Origin of the sequence: Apibacter sp. wkB309 (assembly GCF_002964915.1) — a bacterium.
Lineage (GTDB): Bacteria > Bacteroidota > Bacteroidia > Flavobacteriales > Weeksellaceae > Apibacter.
The window spans coordinates 93,918-120,249 of sequence record NZ_PSZL01000005.1; the positions used below are offsets into that span (position 1 = coordinate 93,918).

18 protein-coding genes and 2 tRNA genes are annotated in these 26,332 nt (G+C 29.1%); 10 read left to right on the forward strand and 10 right to left on the reverse strand.

Annotation, left to right across the window (positions count from 1 at the left end):
• Window positions 1-421: 421 nt before the first annotated feature.
• Window positions 422-1,573, forward strand: coding sequence for a hypothetical protein (locus tag C4S75_RS04705; protein WP_146105562.1), 1,152 nt, complete (start codon window positions 422-424; stop codon window positions 1,571-1,573).
• Here the strand turns inward: C4S75_RS04705 and C4S75_RS04710 are convergent.
• Window positions 1,556-3,001, reverse strand: coding sequence for an ATP-binding cassette domain-containing protein (locus tag C4S75_RS04710; protein WP_105297173.1), 1,446 nt, complete (start codon window positions 2,999-3,001; stop codon window positions 1,556-1,558). The genes C4S75_RS04705 and C4S75_RS04710 overlap by 18 nt on opposite strands.
• A gap of 155 nt (window positions 3,002-3,156) precedes the next feature.
• On the opposite strand from C4S75_RS04710, the gene C4S75_RS04715 reads away from it, so the two are divergent.
• The 4 genes from C4S75_RS04715 to C4S75_RS04730 are packed head-to-tail and all read left to right on the forward strand — an operon-like array spanning window position 3,157 to window position 6,946.
• The gene (locus C4S75_RS04715; protein WP_105297174.1) at window positions 3,157-4,128 is read left to right on the forward strand and encodes a polyprenyl synthetase family protein; all 972 of its coding nucleotides are present in this window, start codon (window positions 3,157-3,159) and stop codon (window positions 4,126-4,128) included.
• A 5-nt stretch (window positions 4,129-4,133) separates the two neighbouring features.
• Window positions 4,134-5,129: a GSCFA domain-containing protein gene (locus C4S75_RS04720; protein ID WP_105297175.1), complete on the forward strand. Its 996-nt coding sequence runs from the start codon at window positions 4,134-4,136 to the stop codon at window positions 5,127-5,129.
• A gap of 29 nt (window positions 5,130-5,158) precedes the next feature.
• A complete protein-coding gene (locus C4S75_RS04725; protein ID WP_105297176.1) occupies window positions 5,159-5,929 on the forward strand; it encodes a TatD family hydrolase in 771 nt (256 codons plus the stop codon).
• A 57-nt stretch (window positions 5,930-5,986) separates the two neighbouring features.
• Window positions 5,987-6,946, forward strand: coding sequence for an acyltransferase family protein (locus C4S75_RS04730; protein ID WP_146105563.1), 960 nt, complete (start codon window positions 5,987-5,989; stop codon window positions 6,944-6,946).
• Window positions 6,947-7,092: 146 nt separating this feature from the next.
• Here C4S75_RS04730 and rpmA read toward each other — a convergent pair whose 3' ends face one another.
• Both rpmA and rplU read right to left on the reverse strand, forming a co-directional pair.
• Window positions 7,093-7,362, reverse strand: a complete 270-nt coding sequence (gene rpmA / locus C4S75_RS04735) for a 50S ribosomal protein L27 (RefSeq protein ID WP_105297178.1) — start codon at window positions 7,360-7,362, stop codon at window positions 7,093-7,095.
• A gap of 20 nt (window positions 7,363-7,382) precedes the next feature.
• Window positions 7,383-7,775: a 50S ribosomal protein L21 gene (rplU, locus tag C4S75_RS04740; protein ID WP_105297179.1), complete on the reverse strand. Its 393-nt coding sequence runs from the start codon at window positions 7,773-7,775 to the stop codon at window positions 7,383-7,385.
• A 148-nt stretch (window positions 7,776-7,923) separates the two neighbouring features.
• Between rplU and fmt the strand changes: the two genes are divergently transcribed.
• The 3 genes from fmt (at window position 7,924) to C4S75_RS04755 (ending at window position 10,616) form a co-directional block, all read left to right on the forward strand.
• A complete protein-coding gene (gene fmt, locus C4S75_RS04745; protein ID WP_105297180.1) occupies window positions 7,924-8,886 on the forward strand; it encodes a methionyl-tRNA formyltransferase in 963 nt (320 codons plus the stop codon).
• A gap of 8 nt (window positions 8,887-8,894) precedes the next feature.
• A complete protein-coding gene (locus C4S75_RS04750) occupies window positions 8,895-9,704 on the forward strand; it encodes an HAD family hydrolase (protein ID WP_105297181.1) in 810 nt (269 codons plus the stop codon).
• Window positions 9,705-9,896: 192 nt separating this feature from the next.
• Window positions 9,897-10,616 carry a hypothetical protein gene (locus tag C4S75_RS04755; RefSeq protein ID WP_105297182.1) on the forward strand — a complete coding sequence of 240 codons (720 nt, stop codon included), beginning with the start codon at window positions 9,897-9,899 and terminating at the stop codon, window positions 10,614-10,616.
• Between the two features lie 52 nt (window positions 10,617-10,668).
• On the opposite strand, the gene C4S75_RS04760 is transcribed toward C4S75_RS04755, so the two are convergent.
• The 4 genes from C4S75_RS04760 to C4S75_RS04775 all read right to left on the reverse strand — a co-directional run bounded on the left by C4S75_RS04760 (window position 10,669) and on the right by C4S75_RS04775 (window position 15,894).
• Window positions 10,669-12,438, reverse strand: a complete 1,770-nt coding sequence (locus C4S75_RS04760) for a mechanosensitive ion channel family protein (protein ID WP_105297183.1) — start codon at window positions 12,436-12,438, stop codon at window positions 10,669-10,671.
• A gap of 302 nt (window positions 12,439-12,740) precedes the next feature.
• A complete protein-coding gene (locus C4S75_RS04765) occupies window positions 12,741-13,523 on the reverse strand; it encodes a (Fe-S)-binding protein (protein ID WP_105297184.1) in 783 nt (260 codons plus the stop codon).
• Window positions 13,524-13,555: 32 nt separating this feature from the next.
• Window positions 13,556-14,875 (reverse strand): (Fe-S)-binding protein, encoded by a 1,320-nt coding sequence (locus C4S75_RS04770; protein ID WP_105297185.1) that lies wholly within the window; start codon window positions 14,873-14,875, stop codon window positions 13,556-13,558.
• A gap of 44 nt (window positions 14,876-14,919) precedes the next feature.
• Window positions 14,920-15,894 carry an MlaD family protein gene (locus tag C4S75_RS04775; RefSeq protein WP_158254208.1) on the reverse strand — a complete coding sequence of 325 codons (975 nt, stop codon included), beginning with the start codon at window positions 15,892-15,894 and terminating at the stop codon, window positions 14,920-14,922.
• 277 nt (window positions 15,895-16,171) lie between these two features.
• On the opposite strand from C4S75_RS04775, the gene C4S75_RS04780 reads away from it, so the two are divergent.
• Together C4S75_RS04780 and C4S75_RS04785 are read left to right on the forward strand one after the other, a co-directional pair.
• Window positions 16,172-16,244: transfer RNA gene (locus tag C4S75_RS04780), tRNA-Gly, on the forward strand.
• A 33-nt stretch (window positions 16,245-16,277) separates the two neighbouring features.
• A tRNA-Leu gene (locus C4S75_RS04785) sits at window positions 16,278-16,361 on the forward strand.
• Between the two features lie 971 nt (window positions 16,362-17,332).
• Here the strand turns inward: C4S75_RS04785 and C4S75_RS04790 are convergent.
• The 3 genes from C4S75_RS04790 to C4S75_RS04800 form a co-directional block, all read right to left on the reverse strand.
• Entirely contained in the window at window positions 17,333-17,908 is a 576-nt protein-coding gene (locus tag C4S75_RS04790; protein ID WP_105297187.1) for a GNAT family N-acetyltransferase, read from the reverse strand.
• 571 nt (window positions 17,909-18,479) lie between these two features.
• Window positions 18,480-19,058: an N-acetyltransferase gene (locus C4S75_RS04795; RefSeq protein ID WP_105297188.1), complete on the reverse strand. Its 579-nt coding sequence runs from the start codon at window positions 19,056-19,058 to the stop codon at window positions 18,480-18,482.
• An 811-nt stretch (window positions 19,059-19,869) separates the two neighbouring features.
• Complete coding sequence (locus C4S75_RS04800; RefSeq protein WP_255410584.1) at window positions 19,870-26,316, reverse strand: leucine-rich repeat protein; 6,447 nt, start codon at window positions 26,314-26,316, stop codon at window positions 19,870-19,872.
• Between the last annotated feature and the right edge of the window lie 16 nt (window positions 26,317-26,332).

Consider the following 26,332-nt stretch of genomic DNA (forward strand, 5'->3'; position numbering starts at 1 on the left):
CATTACTCACCCTGAGCTTGACCCAGAATCAGAATAATGCTAATTATGTTAGTAAACAATGACATTCTTTGTATTAATTATAATTGGACGCTAAATTATGATAATTTTTTTAATTGCCAAAATAAATTTAATAAAAAATATTTTTACTTTATATTGATTTGTGTATTTTTTTAAGACATTACTTTTTGGGTTTGTGAAATTATAAATCTGAAATTTATCAAAATGTAATAAAAAATGAGTTCATATCTTATTGTTTTATCCATTATTCAAAATACTATTAAACTAATAATCGTATAATATTTTTTAATTAATTATTGAAATTTAGTGAACAATAAATATATATATATTGTATTTTTACTTTAAATAAATTATATTTATAGTTGTTTTTGTTCATTTATGTAATTAATTTAAAAATATGAATATGATAAAGAAAATTCTTTTATTAGTATATTTTATCATTTTAATTGAAGTTATACTAAAGTTTATAGGTTATTATTCCAATGAATGGTTAATTATTAAAGGGTTTTATATAAATTATGAAGCAGGTTTTATTAGAAGGGGATTATTCGGGAGTATTTTATTTTTTTTAGCTAATAATACACCTATTGAACCTTTTAAATTTCAACTTATTTTTGAAATTATACTTATAATTCTTTTGGTGTTTTTTATAATAAAAGAATTTTACTTAAATAAGTTAGAGCCTTATATTTTATTTGGAAGCTTTATGCTTATTAATGTAATTGCATATAAAATGTTTTTTACATTAGATGTTTTGTTGATTGTTTATTTTCTTTTCCAATTATATGTTATTAACAAAATAAAATCTTTTAATTTAAAAATTGTAATATGTAATTTGATGAGCATATTTATGATTCTTATACATGAAGCTTATTTTGTTTTTACTTTTTTTCCAATCCTTTATTGTCTCAATATTACTAATTTAAATAGTGTATCTATTAAGAAAATTTCATTATTAATCCCCTCTTTTTTTGTTTTTTTATTGGTAGGAATTTGTTTTAATGGCAGCAATAGGGATATAAATATAATTATAAACAGTTGGAATAAATTTGGAACAGATCATTTGAATAGCATTAAAGAGCTTTATTGGGTCTTTAATTCAACAGATGAGGTAATTATGTGGAAAATCCCTATTTTTAAAAAACATCCAATTTATCTCTTAGGCTTTTTTTTAAATACTTGTTTAATTTTTTTAAGCATGTATATTTATTTGAAAAAAAATTTTCGTTTAAAATCAAATAATATATTTTTATTTTTAACATGTCAATATATAGCTATTCTTTTGATATGCTTGATTGCTGTTGATTATGTTAGATGGTTTTGGCTTTCTAATATAATAACTTTGTTTACCTTAGTACAGGTAAATTCATCTAACAGTTTTTTTAAATCTATAAATATATCAATACCTGCTAAGGTTTGCGCATTAAATAAATATATTATCTTATTTATTGGGTTGCCCTTAGGCGGGAGCTGGTCCCCAACACAATTTATACATACCATGCCTATAAAACACCTTTTTGATTTTGGAAATAGAATTTTATTGTATTTTAGTTAGGGACAGTTCGTGATTTATTAAAGAAGGTAATTCTTCTTTATAATGGGTCACGTAGATCAAAGCTTTGCTTGAATCGCAAAATTTTTCGATAATTTGCAAAACACGAAATTTATTATTCATATCCAGTCCATGAAGGGGTTCATCAAGAATAACGAGCGAAGGATTTTTTACAAATACACGAGCTAATAAAACTAAACGTTGTTCTCCTGTCGATATAGAGAGAAAAGAAGAATTTTTAAGTTTTTCAATTCCCAAAATTTCCATCCATTGCAAGGATACTTTTATTTGATCTTGATCACATTTTCTGTATAAACCAATAGTATCAAAAAATCCTGATTCAACTACTTCCAAGCATGTTACATTTTTTTGATAATATAAATGCATTTCGGGTGATATATATCCCATATGCTTTTTGATATCCCAAATACTTTCTCCTGTTCCTCTTTTTTTATCAAAAAGGAGAATGTCATTGGCATACGCTTGAGGATTATCGGCAGCAATTACACTCAATAAAGTTGATTTTCCGGAGCCATTAGGACCGGATAATGCCCATTTTTCACCTTTTTTAACTTTCCAAGATATGTTTTTCAAAATGGTTCGGTTGCCATATCGGATATTTATATTATTTAATTGTAAAGCATAGTTATAACTAATTTCCTTTGGTTGATTAGAGGGGTATGGAAGTTTTTTTAATTCATAATTAAAATGAGGAAACAATTCATTTTGCAGTTTTTTATCTTCAAAAAATTCTTGAGAGGTTTTACTTGGGAATAATGTTTTGTTTTTAATGGGTAAAACGTGAGTAATAATTGGAGAAATATCAGCAATGTTTGAGATGAGTACTATTACCTGTAAATTTTGTAGATTTTTAAGATCGAGTAAAACCTGATCTAAAACTTGTCTGGCTTTAGTATCTAAGCCAATATACGGATTGTCTAATATTAGAACCTCGGGTTTAGTGGATAAAGATTGAATAATTAAAAATTTTCTGAGTTCTCCGCTCGAAAGGAGATCAATATTTTTCTCCATGAAGTCTTCAATTCCTACTAAGGAAATGAGATATTCCATCCATTGTAAATCAGTATTCTTGAATAATAGATCCTTAACTTGGGGTGTTTCATCTTCCAACCCTTTGTTCCACCTTTGTTGGTAATAGCTGTTTTGAGTCTTGGATAGAGCATGAATATTCTTAAAAGCGACTATTTTTATAAAATCAGAGAGGTGATTAAATTTTTTATTATAACTAATTTTACCTTCTTGTAAAGCATATTTGCCTAATAAAATATCAATTAATAAAGACTTTCCTGCTCCATTTGGTCCAATGACAGCCCAATGTTGGGCTGGTGTTATTGTCCAGTTTATAGGAGTAGAAAATTTAGCAAATTCTTTCTTTGGGATTATGTTATCCAATTCTACCATAGTGTTCATTTTAAAAATACCTTTTTATTTATATTTATAATCTATAAAAAAATAGTTATTCCTATCAAATGTAAAATATTGATAGTAAATTTATTCACAAGGGTAGGAAGAATATTTTACAAAACCTTATCTTTGTAACAATATATATAGGAAAATACGAAAAAATGCCTTTTTTAGATAAATATAGATCAATCATTAGAGATGCTATAAATAAACATAAATTAACAAATCCTCCCCATCAACTTTATGAACCCATCAATTATATTTTATCAATAGGAGGAAAACAACTACGTCCTATATTTTTATTAATGTCATGTGATCTGTTTAAAGGAAATATTGAAAGAGCCGTAAAACCCGCTTTAGGAATAGAGTATTTTCACAATTTCTCTTTGATGCATGACGATATTATGGATAAAGCCACTTTACGCAGAGGCAAAGAAACTGTTCATGTTAAATATGATGAAAATGTTGCAATTCTGTCCGGGGATGCGTTGATGGTTAAGTCTTTTCAAATGTTAGAGGACTTAGAACCTCAATTATTTAAAAAATGTTTTCATTTGTTTTCCCAAACTGCTTTAGAAGTTTGTGAAGGACAACAGTATGATATGAATTTTGAAAAACAATCGAATGTGTCATATAAAGAATACATACACATGATTACCGGGAAAACGGCTGTATTGTGTGCTTGTGCTTTTCAAATGGGCGCATTATTAGCAGAAGCAGATGAAGAGGACTCAAAAAATATGTATGAATTTGGCAAATCATTGGGAATTGCTTTTCAATTGATGGATGATTATTTGGATGTATTTGGAAATCAAGAATCCGTAGGAAAAAAACATGCAGGAGATATTGTTGAAAATAAGAAAACGATTTTATACATCTTAGCTCGACAAAAAGCAAATGATGAACAGAGACAAAAATTAAATCGTTGGTATACAATTACAGGAGAAAATATAGACAAAGTAAACGAAGTTTTAGCTATTTTTAATGATTTGAATGTAGGAGATTCATGTTTAGAATTAATTAAAACCTATTCAGATCAAGCAAAAAACTATTTAGATAAAGTTACAGCAGATGCTACCAAAAAACAGTCTTTTTATAAACTGATCGATTATTTATTAGTTAGGGAAAGTTAATAAAGATGATATTTAGAACAGAATTACCATATAATCCAAATTCAATTAAACTTGATTACAAAAGTAAAATATTTACTATAGGTTCCTGTTTCGCTACCGAAATTTCCAATAAATTATCTCAGTATAAGTTTTCAGTATTTCATAATCCTTTTGGTGTTATATTTCATCCTTTAGCTGTTGAAAATGCAATCATGAGAATTTATTCCCAGGAAGAATATCAATCATCAGAGCTTTTCAAATATGAAGAATTATATTTAAGTTGGGATCATCATTCTTCTTTTAATGATATATCTAAAGATAGGGTGTTATCTCATATCAATCAGAATATAAATTTAGCTAATAAGTTTCTACAAGAGACCGATATGGTTATAATTACTTTAGGAACTTCATTTGTATACAAATTAAATCAATTTGATATAATTGTAGCTAATTGTCATAAAATTCCGAATACACACTTTTCTAAATTATTATTGGCAGAACATCAAATAAAAACTTCTTTGAAAAACATCATTGAAATGTTGACGGATATGGGAAAGAAAAACATGAAAATTTTTTTTACATTAAGTCCGGTAAGACATAGTAAAGATGGTTTGGTTGAAAATAATATAAGTAAATCCAAGCTTTTATGTGCCATCCATTCGGTGGTCGAATCGTACGATAATTGTGAATATTTCCCATCGTATGAATTTATGATGGATGATTTACGGGATTATCGTTTTTATAAAGAAGATTTAATTCATCCAAATGATGTAGCCATAAAATATATATGGGAGAAATTTAAAAACGCTCATATTTCACCTGATGAATTTTCAACCATGCAAATGGTGAAAAAAGTAAACACTTCTTTACAACACAAAATTCAAAATACCCATACGATAGCCTATAAAAAATTTTTATATAGCATCGTAAAAAATATTCAGAATTTAGAGCCTCTTTTACCACCGGGTGCTTTTAAAGAAGAATATCAGGAATTAAGAAAAAAAATGAATGATTCTTATTAAGATAAGTTAAAAAATACCCAAATTAAACAATGCTATTAATAGATAGTCATACTCATTTATATTCCGAACAGTTTGATCACGATAGAGAAGAAGTGATTCAAAGAGCCCTGGATCATGGAGTACAACGTTTTTACTTACCTTCCATAAATTCATCTTATTACCCTAAGATGGAAGAACTTAAAAATAAATATCCTGAAAACATGTTTTTAATGATGGGGCTTCATCCTTGCGATGTAAAATTAGATTCATACGAAAAAGAATTAGCCTTTATTGAAAATAAACTTTCCGAGGAAAAGTTTGCAGCCGTTGGAGAAATAGGATTGGATTTATTTTGGGATACTTCAACTTTGGAAATTCAAAAGTATGCTTTTGTAAAACAAATACAATTAGCTAAACAATATAAGCTTCCGATCGTTATTCATGTTAGAGAGGCTTTTAATGAAGTATTGGAAATTGTAAGAAAAGAAAAAGATGCGGATTTGCATGGCATAATTCATTGTTTTACGGGTAACTTAGAACAGGCAAAAGAGTTCATAGATTTAGGCTTTTATTTGGGAATCGGAGGAGTTGTTACTTTTAAAAATGGAAAAATTGATCAATTTTTAAAAGAAATTCCTATTGAAAAGATTGTTTTGGAAACAGATTCTCCATATTTGGCACCTTCTCCTTTTCGTGGCAAAAGAAATGAATCATCCTATTTAAAAATTATTGCCGATAAACTTTCGGATATCTATGAGATGTTGCCTGAAAAAATAGGGGCTATAACTTCTGAAAATACCGGAAAAATTTTTAAATTATAAAAATAAATAAAACTACTGCTAATTCAGCTCTGGTTACTAAAAGATAATAACATTCTTATGAAAAGAAATAAGCTCTTTGATTCGTTAAAATTCGGATTAATTTTCTTAATGGTTTATGGACATACCTTGCAATTTAATAGCGGGCATATAAGGGATACAATCTTTGGTTTTATTTATACCTTTCATATGCCATTATTTATCTTTATTTCCGGTTATTTTTCAAAAAATATTACCTGGGAAAAATATAAGAAATCTTTTATATCATTAATAATTACTTTTACCATATTCCAATTTATTTATTCACTTCCTCTAATTTTTACAGGATTTAAAAATTGGATAATTTTTTTTATTAAACCCAAAGGATGGTATATCATCGGATTATTAGTATGGCGTTTTTTATTTTTAATCGCAAAAGATAAGGTTTCAAATGTTTCTTTTTTATCAATCTCTTTTTTATTCCCTTTGGTCATAGGATTTTTAGATTCCGAAATTTTCATGTTCAGAATACTTACCTTTTTCCCTTATTTTTTACTCGGTGCCTTTTGTAAGGAAGTCAGTATTGTAAGGATAAGGAATATCAATAAATTATATACAATAGTTTTTTTGGTTATAGTATTTATTAGTATTTACTTCATTGTAAATAAAGAATTTTTGATTTCTTTATTCGGGGAAGATCCTTACATAAAAAATTATAATACCCGATATGAAGGGTTCTTATATAGGATTTTAGCGTATGTTTTAGCAATAACGGTTTCAATTGGAATCATAAATGTAATACCGGATACCCTGGGTAAATATGGTTCTAAAACTTTGGAAATTTACTTGATGCATCACATTATTTTAAATTTCTTTTTTGTTGGCTTATTTCCTCTATTGAATTTTAACCCAAACTTACTCTTAAATTTAGGTGTTACAGCTCTAATTGTCATTACTTGTTTATATCTAGCAACATTTAAAATTGTTAAATTCATAATGTCCCCATTAGATTATTTAAAAAAAATCATAGTACATAGATAACTAAATTAAAAAGGGTATGCCATAGTTTTTAGTTGTTGTTGATTTAATTAAACCAATAAAGTCGATTTTTATTTAAAAGTTAATAAATAAAAAAATCCGGTAGTTACTACCGGATTTTCATATTTTTAATATAATCGTATTAAATTTTAAGCTTGAGCTTCAGTACAAGGTTGTATTGAAACATAAGAACGATTATTTTGTTTTTTTCTAAAAACTACTACCCCATCTGTAAGAGCAAACAAAGTATGGTCTTTACCCATTCCAACATTATCACCTGGGTGATGAGTTGTTCCTCTTTGTCTCACTAAGATGTTACCTGCTTTGGCGTCTTGACCACCGAAAATCTTTACTCCTAATCTTTTGGAATGTGATTCTCTACCGTTTTTGGAGCTACCAACTCCTTTCTTGTGTGCCATGCTTTAATTACTTTATTAAATTAATCTTCTGCTTTAACTTCTTTAACTTCCGCTTCTTTTTCTTTTTTAGGAGCTGCTTTTTTTGCTGCCTTTTTAGGAGCTTCTGCACCACCTATGGAAACAATTTGAATTTGAGTAAACTGTTGTCTGTGACCGTTTTTTACTTTGTAACCTTTTCTTCTTTTCTTTTTGAAAACAATTACTTTGTCTCCTTTTACTTGATCTAAAACTTTAGCGACTACTGTCACTCCATTAATAACCGGGGCGCCAACTGTTACAGAACCGTTATCAGTAAGCAATACTTTGTCAAAAGTAACTTCGTCGTCAATATTTGCTTTTAAACGGTTTACGAACAATTTTTGGTCTTGCTCAACTTTGTATTGAAGCCCTGCTATCTCTACAATTGCATACATAAAATTTTCGTTTTTTTGAACTGCAAATATAATGATTTTTTTCAGAACAAAAATGTAAATTGTATAAATATAAAAAAGAGATAAATGTATAATACAAAAAATACAATGTTTACCTTTGTATTATACAAAATTTATACGCGTATTTTACATGACAAAAAAAGCTCTAAGAATAGTCTACATGGGAACTCCGGAGTTTGCTGTAGCTCCTTTAGAAGAAATAATAAAATCCGGATATGAAGTAGTAGGAGTAGTAACTACTCCTGATAAACCGGCAGGAAGAGGACAAAAAATGGCTGAATCAGCCGTTAAAAAATATGCAGTAAGTCAAAATTTGACCTTGTTCCAACCCGAAAAAATGAAAGATCCCGAATTTATAAATCAGCTTCAACAATTAAATCCGGATGTAATCGTTATTGTAGCTTTTCGTTTATTGCCTAAAGAAGTTTGGTCTATTCCAAAATTAGGAACTTTTAATTTACATGCATCCTTATTGCCTCAGTACAGAGGAGCTTCACCTATTAACTTTGCTATTATCAACGGGGATAAAGAATCAGGGGTTACCACATTTTTTATTGATGATAAAATTGATACCGGTGAAATTTTGTTGCAAGCTAAGACAGAAATTGAGGATTCCGATGACGCCGGAATTTTACATGATAAACTAAAAAATTTAGGAAAACAATTAGTAGTAAAAACTCTTGAAGGCCTTTCAGAAGGAACATTAAAACCTCAAAAACAAATTTTAAAAGAGGGGGTTGAATATAAATATGCTCCTAAATTATTTAAAGAAGATTGTCAAATACATTGGGATGCACCTTTAGAAAATATACACAATTTAATAAGAGGTTTAAGTCCTTATCCTGCTGCTTTTACCCATTTGTCGATAAATGGAGAGTCTAAAATATTAAAAATTTATAAGGGGCATTATAAAATTGAAAAACATATTCTAGATATTGGAACTGTATGTATTGAAGGCAAAAAAACATTTAAAATTGCAGCCGCCGATGGATTCTATTTTTTAACTGAAGTTCAATTAGAAGGAAAGAAAAGAATGGGGATTTCAGATTTTATAAACGGATTAACAATAAAACATAATTTAAAAGCTAACTAAAATAATATATGGACTATAGTAAGTTAAAACTGGTAGTTACAGATATGGATGGAACACTGCTTCATTCAGATTATACACTCAATCAAGAGTTCTTTACAATATATGAAAAACTGAAAAAGTTGGATATAAAATTTGTCGTAGCAAGTGGAAGACAATATGAAAGTCTCTTAGGGGTTTTTGAAAAAATTAAGAACGAAATATATTTTATTGCTGAAAATGGAGGAAATGTAGTACACAGAGGAAAGCAGTTATTTATCCATGAATTGGATCAAAATGTTATCCATGAAGTAGCCCAATTGATACGTCCCTTACCTAATACTCAAATGCTTTTATGCGGTATAAAAAGTGCATATATTGAAGAAGGATTTTCGGAATTTGAAAAACAAATAGCTCCCTATTATCCTAAAAGGAAAATTATTCCGAGCTTTCAGGAGCCTATTGATGATCAGATTGTTAAAATGGCGATATACAACAGTGTAGGTTCGGAAGAAAATATTTTACCTTATGTGAAACACCTTAGTGAAAATTACCAAGTAGTTGTATCAGGTAAATTATGGCTGGATATTTCTGTTAAAAATGCCGATAAAGGATTTGCTTTAAAAGAAGTTCAAGAAATATTAAACATATCTAAAGCAGAAACTATGGCTTTTGGAGATTTTTTAAACGATATAGGAATGATGCAGGAAAGCCATTTTAGTTACGCAATGAAAAATGCACATCCTAAATTACAGGAAATTTCCAAATTTAAAACAGATTCCAATGATGAAGATGGGGTTTTAAATATTTTAAAGGAGGTAATAGCACAAAGAGAAAGATAGTACATGTAAGCCTAAGTCTCTAAATGTTCAGAATATTTTAAAATAGGATCATTATTTATGAATAATTCTGAAAAGAAATTATGAATAAGAAAACAGTTAAATATACCGGCTGAATTCAATGGTTGTTTTATTAATAACTCTGTAAATTATCAATTTTTAATAATACATATTAATTCTTTAAATAATAAAAAAATGAAAAGAAAAATACTTACCTTATTACTGGTTATTTCTTTTATATCGAAAGCAAATGTAGTAGCTGGTACTCATTTTACTCTCTTATCCAAAGAGATTGAAAAAGAACCAACGTTGGAATCCGTTTTAAATCATTATTACGTTGCTGTTGCCGGCAGTAAAGAAAAATTACAACAAATAAACACTTTGATTTCTGAGGGCAAAATAACATTTGCTCAGTTGCCGGAACCTGCTGATTTAGAAATTAAATACAAAGCACCTAATAAATTTGTATCTAAAATATCAATCATGGGTCAAACTATTATTAAAGGTTTTGACGGGAAAAAATTATTTTCAAATTTACCCGTAACCGGTGAAAAAGATGAATTAAATGAAATGAAAGTTAAGAAAGGGATTTTTTCAGAATTGTATATAACCAAAGATAATGCGGTGTTAGAAGGTAAGAAAAACTTAGACGGTAAAGAAGTTTATAAAATTACGGTTAAAGAAGGAACCATTAAAACTATTCTTTATTTCGATGTAAAAACGGGATTTAAAGTAAAAGAAGAAACTATAAAAGAAAATGAAGTTGTATCAAAAGAATATTCAGATTACAAAGATTTTGAAGGATATAAGTTCTCCACCAAAATAAAAACCAAAGTACCCGGTCAAACAGCGGTTCAAACGATAACCAGCTATAAAATAAATCCTAAACTAGACGATTCCCAATTTAAACTATAAATATAAAAGAAGAAAAGGCCTTTTTAGGCCTTTTTTATTATATTGTATCAATTCAATCATTGGATTGGTGTTTGTATTGGGAGGGCATTACAATTTCATTACCATCGCGTTCTGCATAAAAATGAGGCGATAAAATTTCAATTCCTTCTTCATGAAAACGATCCATAATATTTTTATGAAGATTTGAATAAACTTTAGGCATAGCCAAATCCCGATCTGTATAAGCGTTAATCTGATAACAGCAATAGAAATCTTCCAATTCTTTCACCAATACAAATGGAGCAGGATTTTTTAAGACTCCTTCTGCATTAGTAGCCGCTTCAATAAGTAAATCTTCTACTTGTTTGCGAGGAATATCATAACCCACCGTAATATCTGAGTATATTATTATCCCGTAATTTCTTGCCGAAGCGCTATAATTAACTGTTTGAGAAGAAAGAATAAAGGAATTAGGAATAGTAATCAATTCATTTTTTGAAGTTCTAACTCTCGTTACAAAAGGTGTTTTTTCTACTACATTACCAATCGTATCATTCAGCTTAATCTGATCTCCGATTTTAAATGCACGCATATAAGTAATAACTAATCCGGACATTAAGTTTCCTATTACGGTAGTAGATCCTAACGATATAATAAGACCGATAAATACGGAAATCCCTTGAAAGGCGGGAGAATTAGAATTAGGAAGTAAAGGCCAAATCATAATAAACATAAAAGAATAAAGTAAAAATCGAAGTATGTTGAACGTTGAATGCGCCCAATCCGGATAGAAACCTTTGATTTTAATTCTTTCTTCAGCTATTTCTCCTGAAAAATACTTTAATATTTTTATTATGTATTTGAAAATTAGGTATATAAAAATTATCTTAACTAAATTGGGAATATAATGTATAATGGTATTTCCCATGTCTTTGGCAAGATTTCCCATAAAAGTAAACATGTGATATACATATTTTTCTGTTTCAGGGAAAATTGAAAATATGATAAATATAGATATAATTAATTGGACAATGATAAATGAATATTTGGTAACTTTTGTTATAGAAACCAATAAAACTTCCTGTCGATCATTCGTTAGGAATTTATTCGCTTTGAATTTCTCATTAATTATCTTCTTGAGGCGACTTTTAATTCTTATAAATAATTTTTGGGTAAAATATATGGCAATTATTTGAGCAATAATGACTAAAAATAAAATTAAAAATGACTTAATTTTTTGTTGAAGACCATATTTGGAGTGTAATTCAGATATTTTTTTGGAAATAATTGCTGTATATTTTTTGGCAAGATCTTGACGAGTGGTATTTTGCCATAAACCATCTTGATCCGATAAAGTAATTATAACCTTATCTCCGGACATAATATCTGTAACGTATTCGGTTTCAAACATATATATGGAATCGGGTTTAAGCTTTAGTTTTTTTCCTTCCGCTATTATCACCTCCTTTACCTTACTTGCCCGGTCTGCGGGCATTACGCCGCCTCTCCGAGCATATAAATTAAATAAAGTATCATTATCAATTACAACAGGATACCCTTTGGTGATCGCCCGTAATGAATCAATTTGTTTTTTTTGTAATGCTTTTTTTAGGGAATCGGTTTTTCCCATATTTTTCTTTTCATTCAGAAGGGCAATTTGGCTTAATTTTAATTCCTGAACTTGCATTTTAAGTTCTTGAATCTTAAGCGAATCTTTTTTTTCTTTAGATAATAGGGAATCTTCGTGTATGTTATTCTTTTCATTAATATGTTGAGCATATATACCTATCGCTGTAAATAAATATAGGATAACAAAATATATTTTTCGGTTAGTTTTTCTCATGAGGTGGTTTTTGTTGGCTTGGTGTATGTAATTAATTTTAAATGATTTATGATAAATTTAAAGAAATTGATCTACTAAAGATTACTATTCAAGAACTATAATTTTAATACAATATAATAGTTTTTTTCTAATTTGATATATAATATAAATAGTAATTAATGGAATAAATATTTTATTTTAAAGCAAATAAACTAATAATATTTCAAAATAAAAAATAAATATTTAAGATAGATTATGATATATTTAACTGAATAAGATACAGTTTAAAAAAAAAAAATTATAAGTATGAGAGGTGGATAAGATTAGCTTAAATTTTCATTCAATAACTCTGCTAAATCTTTAACATAGATTTGAGAGCTTTTATTTTTTGATTGAAGACCGTCTGTAAGCATCGTATTGCAGAAAGGACATCCCGTTGCTATTATTTCGGGATTAAGTTGTAAAGCTTCTTCAGTTCGCTCAACATTGATATCTTTGGTACCTGGTTCTGGTTCTTTAAACATTTGTGCTCCACCCGCACCGCAACATAAACCGTTTTGTTTACATCTTTTCATCTCTAACAAATTAACTTCCAATTGGGCTAACAATTCTCTAGGAGTTTCGTACACATCATTAGCTCTTCCCAAATAACAGGGATCATGGAAAGTTATCTTTTTTCCTTTATAAATTCCTCCCTTAACTTTTATTCTTCCTTCTTTTAAGAGAGAAAGTAAAAACTGTGTATGATGTAAAACTTCATATGTGCCTCCTAATTGAGGATATTCATTTTTTAATGTATTAAAACAATGAGGACAAGCGGTAACAATTTTTTTTATTTCATATGAATTTAAAACTTCAATATTCATCAAGGCCTGCATTTGAAATAGAAATTCATTTCCGGCTCTTTTAGCCGGATCTCCGGTACAACCTTCTTCCTGTCCTAAAATAGCAAATTCAATATTGGCCTTTTGAAGTAAAGAAGCAAATGATCTTGTTATTTTTTTGGCTCGATCATCAAAACTTCCGGCACATCCTACCCAAAAAAGTATTTCAGGGGATTTTCCTTCTGCCTTAAATTCTGCCATAGTTTTAATAGGTCGATCCATATTTTACGTTTATTTATATAAATAAATTAAAATTATTCTTTAGTCCAATTGGCTCTATCATTTTGACTAAATTGCCAAGGGGCATTATTATTTTCAATATTGCTCATCATAGAATTTAATTCGCTAGGAGCAGCTGTTTTCTCCATTACTAAATATCTGCGCAAATCGATTAGTATGGAAAGTGGGTTTATCAATAATGGACAAGCCTCCACACAAGCATTACAAGTTGTACAAGCCCAAATCTCTTCAGGAGTAATATAATTACCTAAAAGTTGTTTTCCGTCATCTAAAAAATTCCCGTTCTTATCAATATTTCTACCGATTTCCTCGATACGATCTCGAACATCCATCATGATTTTTCTTGGAGATAATTTTTTTCCGGTTAAGTTTGCTGGACAACTTGATGTACACCTTCCACACTCAGTGCAGGTATATGCATTCAATAATTGAATCCAAGATAAATCAGTAGCGTCACTGACTCCGAATTTTTCAGGTACTGATTCTTCCGTTGATGCTTGATAAGGATCAGCATTGGGATCTAATAATAATTTTACTTCTTTAGTTACAGAGTCCAAATCATTAAGTTGACCTTGTTTGTTAAGGTTAGCAAAATAAGTATTTGGAAAAGCAAATAGGATATGTAAGTGTTTGGAAAAATATAAGTAATTTAAAAAAAAGAGAACTCCGAGGTAATGAAACCACCAGGCTGATTTTTGCAGTATATACAAACTTTCAACTGAAAAGGTCGAAAATACATTATTAAATATGAAATTGCTTACAGGAAAAAATCCGCAAGAATATAAAATACCTTTTTTTTGAAGAGTAAAATCGGCAGCATTCATAATGAGCAAAGAAAGCATCATTAAGAACTCAATAATCAAAATAAGATTTCCGTCAATATGCGGCCAACCCAGCAAATCTTTGGAATCAAGCCTTGGAACTTTGATTATATTTCTCCGTATAAAAAATAGGGTTACCGCAATTAAAACAGAAAATGATAGAATATCTACCGTTCCGGTTGTCAAATTATAAAGAGGAGAGGGGAGAATTTTTCCGAAATACCGATGGGTTCCCCAAATACCATCTACAAATATTTCAATTAATTCTATATTTATAATGACAAATCCTATATATACAACAAGATGTAATATTCCGGCAACCGGACGGGCTATCATTTTCCCTTGTCCAACGGCAATACGTAAAACTAATTTCCATCTTTTGGAGGGATTATCCGAACGGTTTTCTGCTTTACCTAATAATATATTTCTTTTTATTTTAAGGATATTACGAACAAACAATCCAATTCCTGCAAATGCAAGAAGTAAGAATATGATGCTCTGTATGTAATCCATAAATAGTGTATTAGTGGATATTCAACCCTTATAACATACTATAATTATTTGGCTGTTCCTTCTTGTTTACTCTTTTTTCCGCCACCTCCGAAAATTGAAAAGTGAACATATCTTTTTGGATTGGTTTTTAAATCATCCAATAAAACACTTAAATTTTTAGAAGCTTGAGTTAAGTTAGTATATAAACCGGGATCATTCATTAGTTTGCCTATTGAGCCTTCTCCCGAATTTATTTTACCGGATATTTCGTTAAGATTATTTAAAGTTGATTCTAATTTTTTAACGGCAACATCTAAATCTGCTTTATTGATCTTATCAGCCATCATTCCATATTTTTCAACCGTAGTATTGGTTGTTACCATCATTTTATTGGCATTATCAATAGCTAAATTAATTTTTGAAGAATTATTAGCCAGTAATTGGTTCGCCCCTTTACCTAACTTATTGAATTCTGCAATAGCTTGATTTAAATTTGCTAAGGAGGATTCTATATTTTGTCTATTTTTTTCATTAAGAAGTTTATTAGTTGAAGCTAGAGTAGAATCCAATCTTAATAAAACTTTATTGGCATTATCACTAATTGGTTTTATCTTTTCTTCGGCTAAATCCATTAGGCCCGGCAATAAACTTCCTTTCAAAGTATCTCCTGTTTTTGCTATTTCTGCTTGATCTTCAGCCAGAACTAAGTTAATTTCTGCACCGTTCATAAAACTGGTAACTATTTGAGCTACAGAATTTTTGGAAAATTGATAATCTTTATCAACATTTATTGCTACAATAAAGCTTATATTTTTAGTTTTGGTAGGTACAGGAATTATAGATTCCACCATTCCGACTTTTAAGCCGTTTATATTTACATTTTTGGATTTAGATAAGCCTTCTACTTTATTATATTTTACATAATAGGTGTTTTGATTTGTAAAAACGTTTTGCGCTTTTAAAAATTTAAACAACCACCAAAAGGCTAATAAAGTTACAATTACTATTATTCCCGCTGTAAATTCCTTTCTTGCTTTCACTTTTAAATTTTGAATAACTTTTCGACAAATATAAACAATTAATAAAAATTCTATTCTTTTTTTTAAGTTGAAGATGCATAAATCAGATATAAATAGAAGTTTTGAAACCTTTTTAGCCTAAGCATTACTAAATTAGTAATTTTTTAATAGATTGAGTGTTAATGGTATAAATAATTTGAGATTAAAAATAGTTTAAAAAATGAAAAAAAAGTTTGCAGATAAGAAAAATCAATTCTATATTTGCAAACCAATTTACAAGAAAGACGTTAATTGAAGCGCGAAAATAGCTCAGCTGGTAGAGCACGACCTTGCCAAGGTCGGGGTCGCGGGTTCGAGTCCCGTTTTTCGCTCAGGTTTGATAATTAAAATACTAAAATACTAATGCCCCGGTGGTGGAATTGGTAGACACGCAGGACTTAAAATCCTGTGGCCATTAGGCTGTACGGGTTCAAGTCCCGTCTGGGGTACTCAAAGACCGTTAATCATTTTGAAATTCAAAAGATTAGCGGTTTTTTTATTTTTAATATTTCCCATATATCCCCCAAAATAGTTTAATATTATCAGTTTCTAAATTAATCATTTTTTTATTTCTCTCCATTTATAATTATTTTATCATATTTAAAAGCTTTAACATCTACAAACGAACCAAATTTAGAGTAGATGCATTTGATATATTTATATCTTTTCAATTGATTTATTGTACTATATTTTGACCATAATCAAAAATAATACAGGATGTTTTGTGAAAGTAAAATGAGTGTTTTTAGAATTTTATCTGTAATAGTTGTGATAGGAAGAATAACCTGATAAGTATTATCAATACTAATAGATTAGCTGCTTCTTGTATTTCAAAAGCTTTAATTAATGCTCTTCTACCAAAAATAGCACTAATAAAAGGTAGAGTTATAATTAAGAGACTTCCAGTCCTTTTTATTTTGTTGTTAATTCTTGTATGATTTTATCAGATAGTTTTACTACTGCTATTTTTTTAATTCCTGATAACTGGTATTAAAGAAAATTATAATAATAATTAGTGGAATTATCAAAAATATTTTCCCGGATAAAACAAGAGTATTTAAATAGTATAGGAAAGTATAAAAAGAAGCATTATACTAAGACTTGAAACTATTAGTATAAAATAGATATTTATAAATTTAATGACTTTAATATCATATTCAGTGTATATATAATAAAAAAAATATATTGTTGTGCTTGATACTATAACATATGCCCTTATATTCTGGGAAAGGATATTTATTTTCAAATTATTATCGGGTAGAAGTCCCGATGATAAATTATTTAATAGGATACATACTGATAGTATCAAAAAAATTATATGATATTTCTTATGGTTCTTTTAATAATACAGGAAATAATTTAATAAAGGCGATACATATATAAATGAATGTAATAAAATGAATTTCTGTTCCGAATATTATTAATATCTATATATAAAAAAATAAAAATCAAATCCAAAATCTTCTTTATTCACACAATATATTTCAAACCCATTTTTTTTATAAAATTGAATATTTTTTACTGTTGATGTCTCTAATACAATAGCTTCTTTTTTTCCTTTATAATATTCTATAAGCTCTTGTAGAAAATCAGAACCTTTCCCTTTTCCCTGCTGTAAAACATCAACCCCCAGAAACCATAGTTGAATAAAATCAATGCTTTGAGGCAGTGTTTCATGAGTAATCCTTTCTTTTTTCATTACTTTATAGGCATTTTTTAATCCACTCACGCAACAGGCAAATTTAATATCTCGAATAAGGGTTCCCAATGTAGTTTTCTTTTTTTTGTGATCTATGAGTATTGCACAGGCTGTTTCTTTTTCATTTAAAAATATATCCCCAAATTTTTTACCCATATATAGAGAATAATCCATCAATTTTGAAATATATTTTTCATTTTTTTGTTTTAAAACAAAATTTACAGATTTATTATTTACAAAAGCTTTTGTTAGTATGAGGTTAATTTTAGTATAATTTTCACTTACTGCTTTTTTCATAAAGCAAATTTTATTAAATGATAAGAATAATATAAGAGACTAATTTAAGATAAATTTTATTTTTTTTGAATTATATTTTTATTAATAAGTTTATTGATGGGTTTTAGTAAAAATCTAAGGAAGTTAATATTTCTAAAGTTATGAGTATAGTGATATCTATACCTCTCTTTCCATTTTGACCTTATGGGTAAAACTGTATTTTAAAATCCAATGATGGATGGATTAAAACCAATCATTCAACATTGTCTAATAATTGATAATAAGCTTAATTTCTTGCACTAACAATAAACTTTGTTATTTGATAGGTATAGTCTAAGGGTTCAGCTCTTAATTTGGTTGCGTCTTTGTAATTTTATTTAGCCAGTCCTTTAAAAATACTTTTTTTGTCTGCTTCATTGTGGCTAGGTCGTTGAAAAAATAAATTAATTTTTTCCTTCAGTATTATCTTTATTAACAACATCAAAAAAATATAGGTTTTTAAATTTTGGAGCTTAGAATTTATCCCTGCATAATTTTTAAATAAATATATAGTTAGTATACTTGACTTGAACTGGAAAGTATAATGAAAAAATTATATTTGATTTCTTAATTTGAGGAAATAAAGTGGATAATTGAGCTCATGTGTTTCATGGAAAATGGTAAATCCTAAATTTTTATAAAATTTTATATTTTGGGGAATAGTTGTTTCCACATAAATTAAATCTCCTTTATATCTTTTAAGGGTTTCATTGATTAATTTGCTTCCTATCCCTTTGCCTTGAAATTTTGGTCGAACTCCCATTAACCATAAATGCTTAAAAGGTTCTTTAGGATGATACCTTTTTAAAAGATTTTCCCTTTTCAGGGTTTTAAAAGTATTCTCAATACCTATACATTTAAAAAGAAGTTCAATTTCCCAACTAATCTTTTGTAAACTGGAATATATTTTATCGATATATAATACACAGCCATCTTTGTCATTACTAATAAAAACTTCTCCATATTTCATTGACATTTTAAATTGATAATCCATTAGAGCCATTAATCTTTCATGCCTCTTACAGTCTTTTTTTATCGTGAAGTTGATTGAATTTGGAATAAGTACATTAAAGAAAGCACTATGTAATATTTCAAGAACTATGTCTTTTTCTTGTTTTGTTGCTTTTATCATTCTATTAAAACAGCAATAAAATTAATTTTTAATGAAAACAAATTATTATTTATAAACATAATAGCTAATTTAAGATAAAAAATAAAAATGAATCAAACATTCATATGAGTTTATTTTAGTTTTTACAAATTTTATGAATATATAGTTTCATAAAAATATAAGAAATAGTAAGCCCAAAATCTCATGTTTCAATTTCTATGGGTATATAAAACAATGATGTTCAATTAAATGGAGGATAAAATGTTGGCTTTATTTTTAAAATAATAAATTTTAACATAATTTTTATTTAATATAAATAATGTCAATTTTATACTTATTGATATTTATTATTTTTTTCTATTTATTTTTTAAGAGATAAAAAATAATATAAGATATATATTGTGAATAATTTATCTATTTTGCGATAATTATTTTAATTATGAAATTACGGTAACAGCCAAAGGTTAAATTTCTTACATTTGATGTAATAAATTCGTAATCAGGGTTTATTAACACTAAAATTTTATAATAATTTATTTAATCAAAAAGAGTAAATAAATTTCAAATGCCAAAAAAATACTTTTTTTGGCATTTGTTTTTTTAATGACTATTATAGTTGATTTTACAATTAACGTAGCTAAATCAATAAATTTTAATTATCCTTTTTAAGTCATATTGTATATTTTATATATCTTTCTATTCATAGATAAAAATAATTCAAAACATATTATAAATTTAATATGAGTAATAAATATAACGGGGAGAATGATAATTCTCCCCGTGATTTAAAGTATAATATAAAAATAAAATACTTAAAAATATATTAAAAGAGTTAAATTTTTATAAATCTTTTAACTGCGATTAATTTATTGTTACTGTCATAAATGAAAATCAAATAAATTCCTTTATTCCAAGAATTATTGGTTTTAATAATAGCCTTGTAAGTATGATCCGGGAATGTTTGGTAAAATTCAGATTTACCAAAAAGAGAAACAATATGATACCACTTAAAAGGAATATTAGATTCAAGAGTAAGGTTATATAATACTGGATTTGGATATAACTTAATGCTAGCATTAGCAGGATATACCATCCATTTTTCAGAATGATTATCCTTCCCTTTGTTGCCATTGGTATCCGTAACTTTAGACAGGTCTATAACTAATGTGTAGTTACCATCCATATAATTATATTGTTTTAAGCCTTGAACAGTAAAAATAGTTTTATCTTCACTATTGGTTATAGTTACATTATCTAGAAGTATTGTTTCAGAATTACCTTTTCTAAGATAAATGACCTCCTTAGTAAAATTCACCGGCATATTAAATTGAATAGTTACTTTATCCACAGGCTGTCCATCATTAAGAATACCTGAAACGTTAATTACATTAATTTGAGGAGATTGAGTCCAACAGGCTTCTTTACCTGTTGACCCTTTATTTCCGTTTGCATCTTCAATATCATTGGTTAATACACGGAATCTGTAATACCCAAACTTCATAGTTTTAGATCGTATAAACACGCGATAGTTTCTTTCATCGATTTTATTTATTGTTATGCCGGAGTCGATTAAATTTTTACCCCCCTGGCAAGACAAATAAAGATCTTTGTAAGTAAAAGTTGCAGGATTAATAGGAGTATTGAATCTGACATCAACATAATTCAAGCTTTCATAGATAATTTTATCAGGAACATGAGTAATAGCCTCGACCTTAACCGCATTATTTTTATTGATTTCCCAATAAACGGTGTAGATAGCACTATGTATAGATTCAAATTTATCGATGACATGTAACTTATTTTCATAAACAGGATCCGCATTATCATGTAGTGTACATTGGGTTAACCAGAAGTTATCCAATGGAATAATCACACCATCATTACGAACAATCTTAGTAATCACATATTTGCCGTTCCAAGGATCATTAATTAAACCATAATTCCATCCTTCTTTAGAAGGGACAATCTCAATTTGAGATACAAAAGTATCGGGATTTTTTTCTTTAATTACGATATCTTTAGTACGGAAAACTGGCTCAGTTCCACCGTTAGATAAGAATAATGAGTCAGGGAAATCTCTTATATCTTGATTATCATTAACTAAAAAGTCATTAATGCCATCATCCTGATTACCATATACACGGACACTTTTGATCAGTTCATGAATTTTAATACCACCTACTAAGCTAAGGTCCGGATTACCAAAACTGTTAGAATGAGAAATTTTTGCTTCGAAATCTATAAAATGACCTAAAAGAGAGCTGGTAAACCACCATTGTCCTACCGCAGTTTTACCACCTTCTATAGTTCCGAAATCGATATTGGTTATTCCCAATTGACGTTTTTTACCGTTTAAGTTGGAACCAATAATATCAAAATCAATAGCTAATCCTTTTTGATTATCAACAATTTGTGGTTGAGCTGAACTAACATGTACATTTTTAGCCGTTCCCATTCCTTTATTGTGAATAATAAGTCCCAATTCAGCCGGGATGATAGGTTCAATATCTTCGGTTAACGGATCATCCCCGAAAATGTTTCTCTGCATAAAATAATCTAGATAAATTTCAGGACTAGGATGGACATCCAATATAGATGGGAACAATTTAATCGTAGTTACTTCATCAGTCAAAGGGTTGGTATACGAAAGAGTACCGCCGAAAGAATATGATTTATTTTTATTAGGAGCTGCCTTCTTGGTAGGAATAAATAAAATGGAGGCAAAACCTTTTTTGCCCGGGTCTAAAGATCCGGTACCATCAATGGCGGATAAATCCGTAAGAGATTTAATATTAATTTGGAAAAGTTCATTAGCTAAGTTGCCTTGATCGTCCCTAATTTCAATATCGAGTTTAATATTAGTAATTCCTTTTTGTTCGCTACCATTAGTTAAAGTAAAATTCCCTTCAAAAGCTTCTCTTGTCATTACCATTTTTTGCTTAATGTCTAATGAAACTTTAGCACAGACAGAATTTTGTTTGCGAGTAATATATTCTTTAGCTTCATTAAGCCTGTCTGCATATAATTCATCTAAAGAATCATATCCTCTGGAACTTACATATTCTTTTATAGAAATCATAGTTTTCAAATATTCATTAAGTTTAGTTTTATTTACTATGTCAGGATAATTATCATTAGGAGTATAAACTCCATTATCCCAAGCTTGAAGAGTTAAATTCCATCGAGTAAAAAAGTAATCCATGGTAGAAGAGCTTATATCAGAATTAGCAAAAAGACTTTTGATATCGGCAATATCTTGAGGTGTAAAAGGTTTATTGTCACCTAAGTGAGCAGCAGTTGCATTTGCGAATTTTCCAAATGAGGACTTGTTTACAATATCGTCTCCATAATATTCGTAATTAAAATTATCGGAAGTTTTTATAAAGTTAAGGATAGCTTCTACGTCATTTATTTCATTATAGTTTGCTCCTGATTTAAAAAATTTGTTTTTAACGGAATAATAACAGCTATAAAAATCGTATAAAGAAACCAAACAATTTATAGCGTACCCGTATACAGGAATAACGTTGATATGGCAAAGAAAGATATTTTTTGCTGTTAAACCAGAAGTCGCATAGCTATATTCACAACCTATATGTGGAGGAAGTCCTGGGAAACAACTTAAAATTGCTCCACCAGCTTCAATAAGGCATTGAGATAAAGGGGTACAGCCTCTAGATATAACAATAGGAATAAACCCACCACTTCCATGACTCTCGTGTCCATTGGATAAATCCAAATGCCCCGAAGAACTATTGTTACTGCAACCTGGGTTAATATGGGTTATCTTGTAAGAAGATTTTTTAACTGTAGTGTCACCGCACTTGTATTCATAAAAAACTTTAACATAACTTATGCAGCCATTATTTTTGTTAACCTTATCATCGTTTTTATCCTTATTACTATTATTATTATCTGAATTATTGTTATTATCATTGGAACCATTGTTGTTATTGTTGTCTTCACCATTTCCATTGGAACCATTGTTGTTATTGTTGTCTTCACCATTTCCATTGGAACCATTGTTGTTATTGTTGTCTTCACCATTTCCATTGGAACCATTGTTGTTATTGTTGTCTTCACCATTTCCATTGGAACCATTGTTGTTATTGTTGTCTTCACCATTTCCATTGGAACCATTGTTATTATTGTTGTCTTCACTATTTCCATTGGAACCATTGTTATTATTATTGTTTTCACTATTTCCATTGGAACTATCATTATTTGAATTATTCATACTCATTACTACCGGTATTTGTATAGCCGTTAAAGCAGGGATGTTTACTTTATTAACTAAAGGGGTAAATACGTAATTATTATATGAATCAAATTGAATTTTAGCATTTTCTGCCGCTATAAGTCCTTTATTGGTTAAAGTAACCATAAAGCTGTACGTATTACCCGGTTTAAGATCCGGTAAGGGTTTAGGGAATTCCATAATAACCACCGGTTGAGGAACATTGGTTTCATAATCAACTTTTAAATCGATATCATATTCATCTTCAATTTCTGTTGGAGTTACCTCCCAGGTATATAAAACCCCCATGTAAGAAATAAACACCCGTTGATTATTGAGTTTACCGGCGTTTATTAAAATATTATTTTTATAATTTTCATGCTTATCAGCAGAAACAGAAACGGTATAATACCCTTCCGGAATACTATCCAATTTATACAATCCATTTTGGTCGGTTAATCCTTCGCTCAACACCTTACCGGAAAATGGATGTGAAATAACCACTTTAGCATTTTTAACATGAGGTTTACTTGGTGTATTATAAGAATATTCGTCAACCACATCCACCCATAAAGATCCAACATTTTCAGAAACAAGCTCAATGTCAAAAGGAATTAATATTGAATTGGCTTTTTCGGTATTTACGGCTATGGAACCTTTGAATGGTGAATTCAAAGGAAGATCCGGCCTACCTGTGAGCTCAATAGTAAAGGTAGCAGTTTGTCCCGGCGGTAAATTATCAATTGAAGCAGTGGCCGGACTTAAAATTCTGAACCAATCTTCAGAAGGTAAAGAAAGAGAGATTTTACCCGTATTTTCTTTTCCTGAATTAAAAAGAGTATATTCAACCAAACGTTTTTTGCCTTTAGTTACAGTAATATCTTTAGGAAATTTTTTCACCTCCAAATAAGCTTTACCTGTAGTCGCGGTAAATTTAGCGGAGAATTCGGCCAAATTACCTTCCTCTGCATTAATATCAAAGGTCGGAGACTCGTAATTATCAGTCAAGGTAACCTTTTTAGCAATAAGCTTATATTTTATTAAAGCTGATTTTTCCGGTTCTAAAACGGTCAATGGTTCAAAAGAAATAGAATAACTATCGGAATTAACTTTAGGATGGACAGTAACATTATGTAAAGTAAGATGGGTTTTATTTTTAACTTCAATAGATCCTTCTACAGTATTGTTTACTATACCTCTAAATATAATATCGCTGTCGATAATGTCTATACCAAGAATAGTAAATTCAGTCTGCGCAGCAAAAGTAGAAATATCAGGATGAGAAGCTCCCACTTGATAAAAACCGAATTCTTCATCAAAAGGGGTGAAGGTGTAGATAAACTCTCCTTTGGAATTAGTTTTAGCAAAAAACTCCCTTTTTGTACCTGCAGTAACTAAATTAATTTTAATATTTTTATTAATGGCAGGGCGTTTATCGGCGAACCGGGCTTTACCATTAAAAATTATTTTTTCCCCTCTGGAATAAACGGATTTATCTACGGGGTTTATGTTCACTTTATATTCAGGGGATAAATGTACCTTTCCTGCAAAGCTTGAGTAATCTTCCAATGAGATATCCGCCGAATCCTTAGGAATGATCACAGCAAGTAAGAAAAAATCGCCTAATTTATCAGGGAAAGATATTGAGGTAGTAAAAGAAATTTTATCCTTGGCAGGTATAGTTTCAGAGATAGAATGTTTAGCAAGTAAATAATCGTTATCATCCCAACGATCATCCTCAGATAAAAAATAAGCTACTTCACCATTATTATTAGCTTCGGATTTACCCTTATTTTCAAGAGTAGTGGAAACTAAAAAAGGGGTATTAACAGGAAAATCTGAATCGGGTAAATTTAAAGAAATAAATAAATTGGCTTCTTTAAATTGAAAATCTTTCCATTGATCGGCTTTTGCGTATAGTTGACGAGAAGAATTAGGAACTTGTAACAAACAGTTATTTTTATCAACCCCATAAAATACATTTTTACCTAAATAAGGCGGAGTACTATTATTACTAGTAATTGATGCGAGTTGTTTAGCATTGTAAAAAGCATCTGTATCAATATTTTTAAGCGAGGCAGGTAAAGTTATTTCTTTTATTAAAGAATTATAAAAAGCCTCTTTTCCGATAGTTTTTAAATTTTTAGGAAGACTAACAGATCCACCAAACTGAGAAAAAGCATACGGATCAATTTTAGATAAATTATCAGGCAAAATAACCTTAGCAGCAGTTCTAGTCAAGTTCCAAGAGTCTGATTTACCAAAAGCATACTCACCAATTTTATTAAGATTAGTATTCTTAGAAAAATCAATAACTTTTAAACTTTCACAAGAAGCAAACGCATAATTTCCAATAGTTTGTAAATTAGAAGCCCTGGTAAGGTCAATTTCTTTAATAGTGGTATCCATAAAAGCTCTATCATCAATAGTAATTAAAGCAGCGGGCAAAACAACAGATCCACCAAACTGAGAAAAAGCATACGGATCAATTTTAGATAAATTATCAGGCAAAATAACCTTAGCAGCCGTTCTAGTCAAGTTCCAAGAGTCTGATTTACCAAAAGCATACTCACCAATTTTATTAAGATTAGTATTTTTAGAAAAATCAATAACTTTTAAACCTTCACAAGAAGCAAACGCATAATTACCAATAGTTTGTAAATTAGAAGCCCTGGTAAGGTCAATTTCTTTAATAGTGGTATCCATAAAAGCTCTATCATCAATAGTAATTAAAGCAGCGGGCAAAACAACAGATCCACCAAACTGAGAAAAGGCATACGGATCAATTTTAGATAAATTATCGGGTAAAATAACTTTAGCAGCCGTTCTAGCCCAGTTATAAGTTCCAGATTTACCAAAAGCATACTTACCAATTTTATTAAGATTAGTATTTTTAGAAAAATCAATAACTTTTAAACCTTCACAAGAAGCAAACGCATAATTACCAATAGTTTGTAAATTAGAAGCCCTGGTAAGGTCAATTTCTTTAATAGTGGTATCCATAAAAGCCTTATCATCAATAGTAATTAAAGCAGCGGGCAAAACAACAGATCCACCA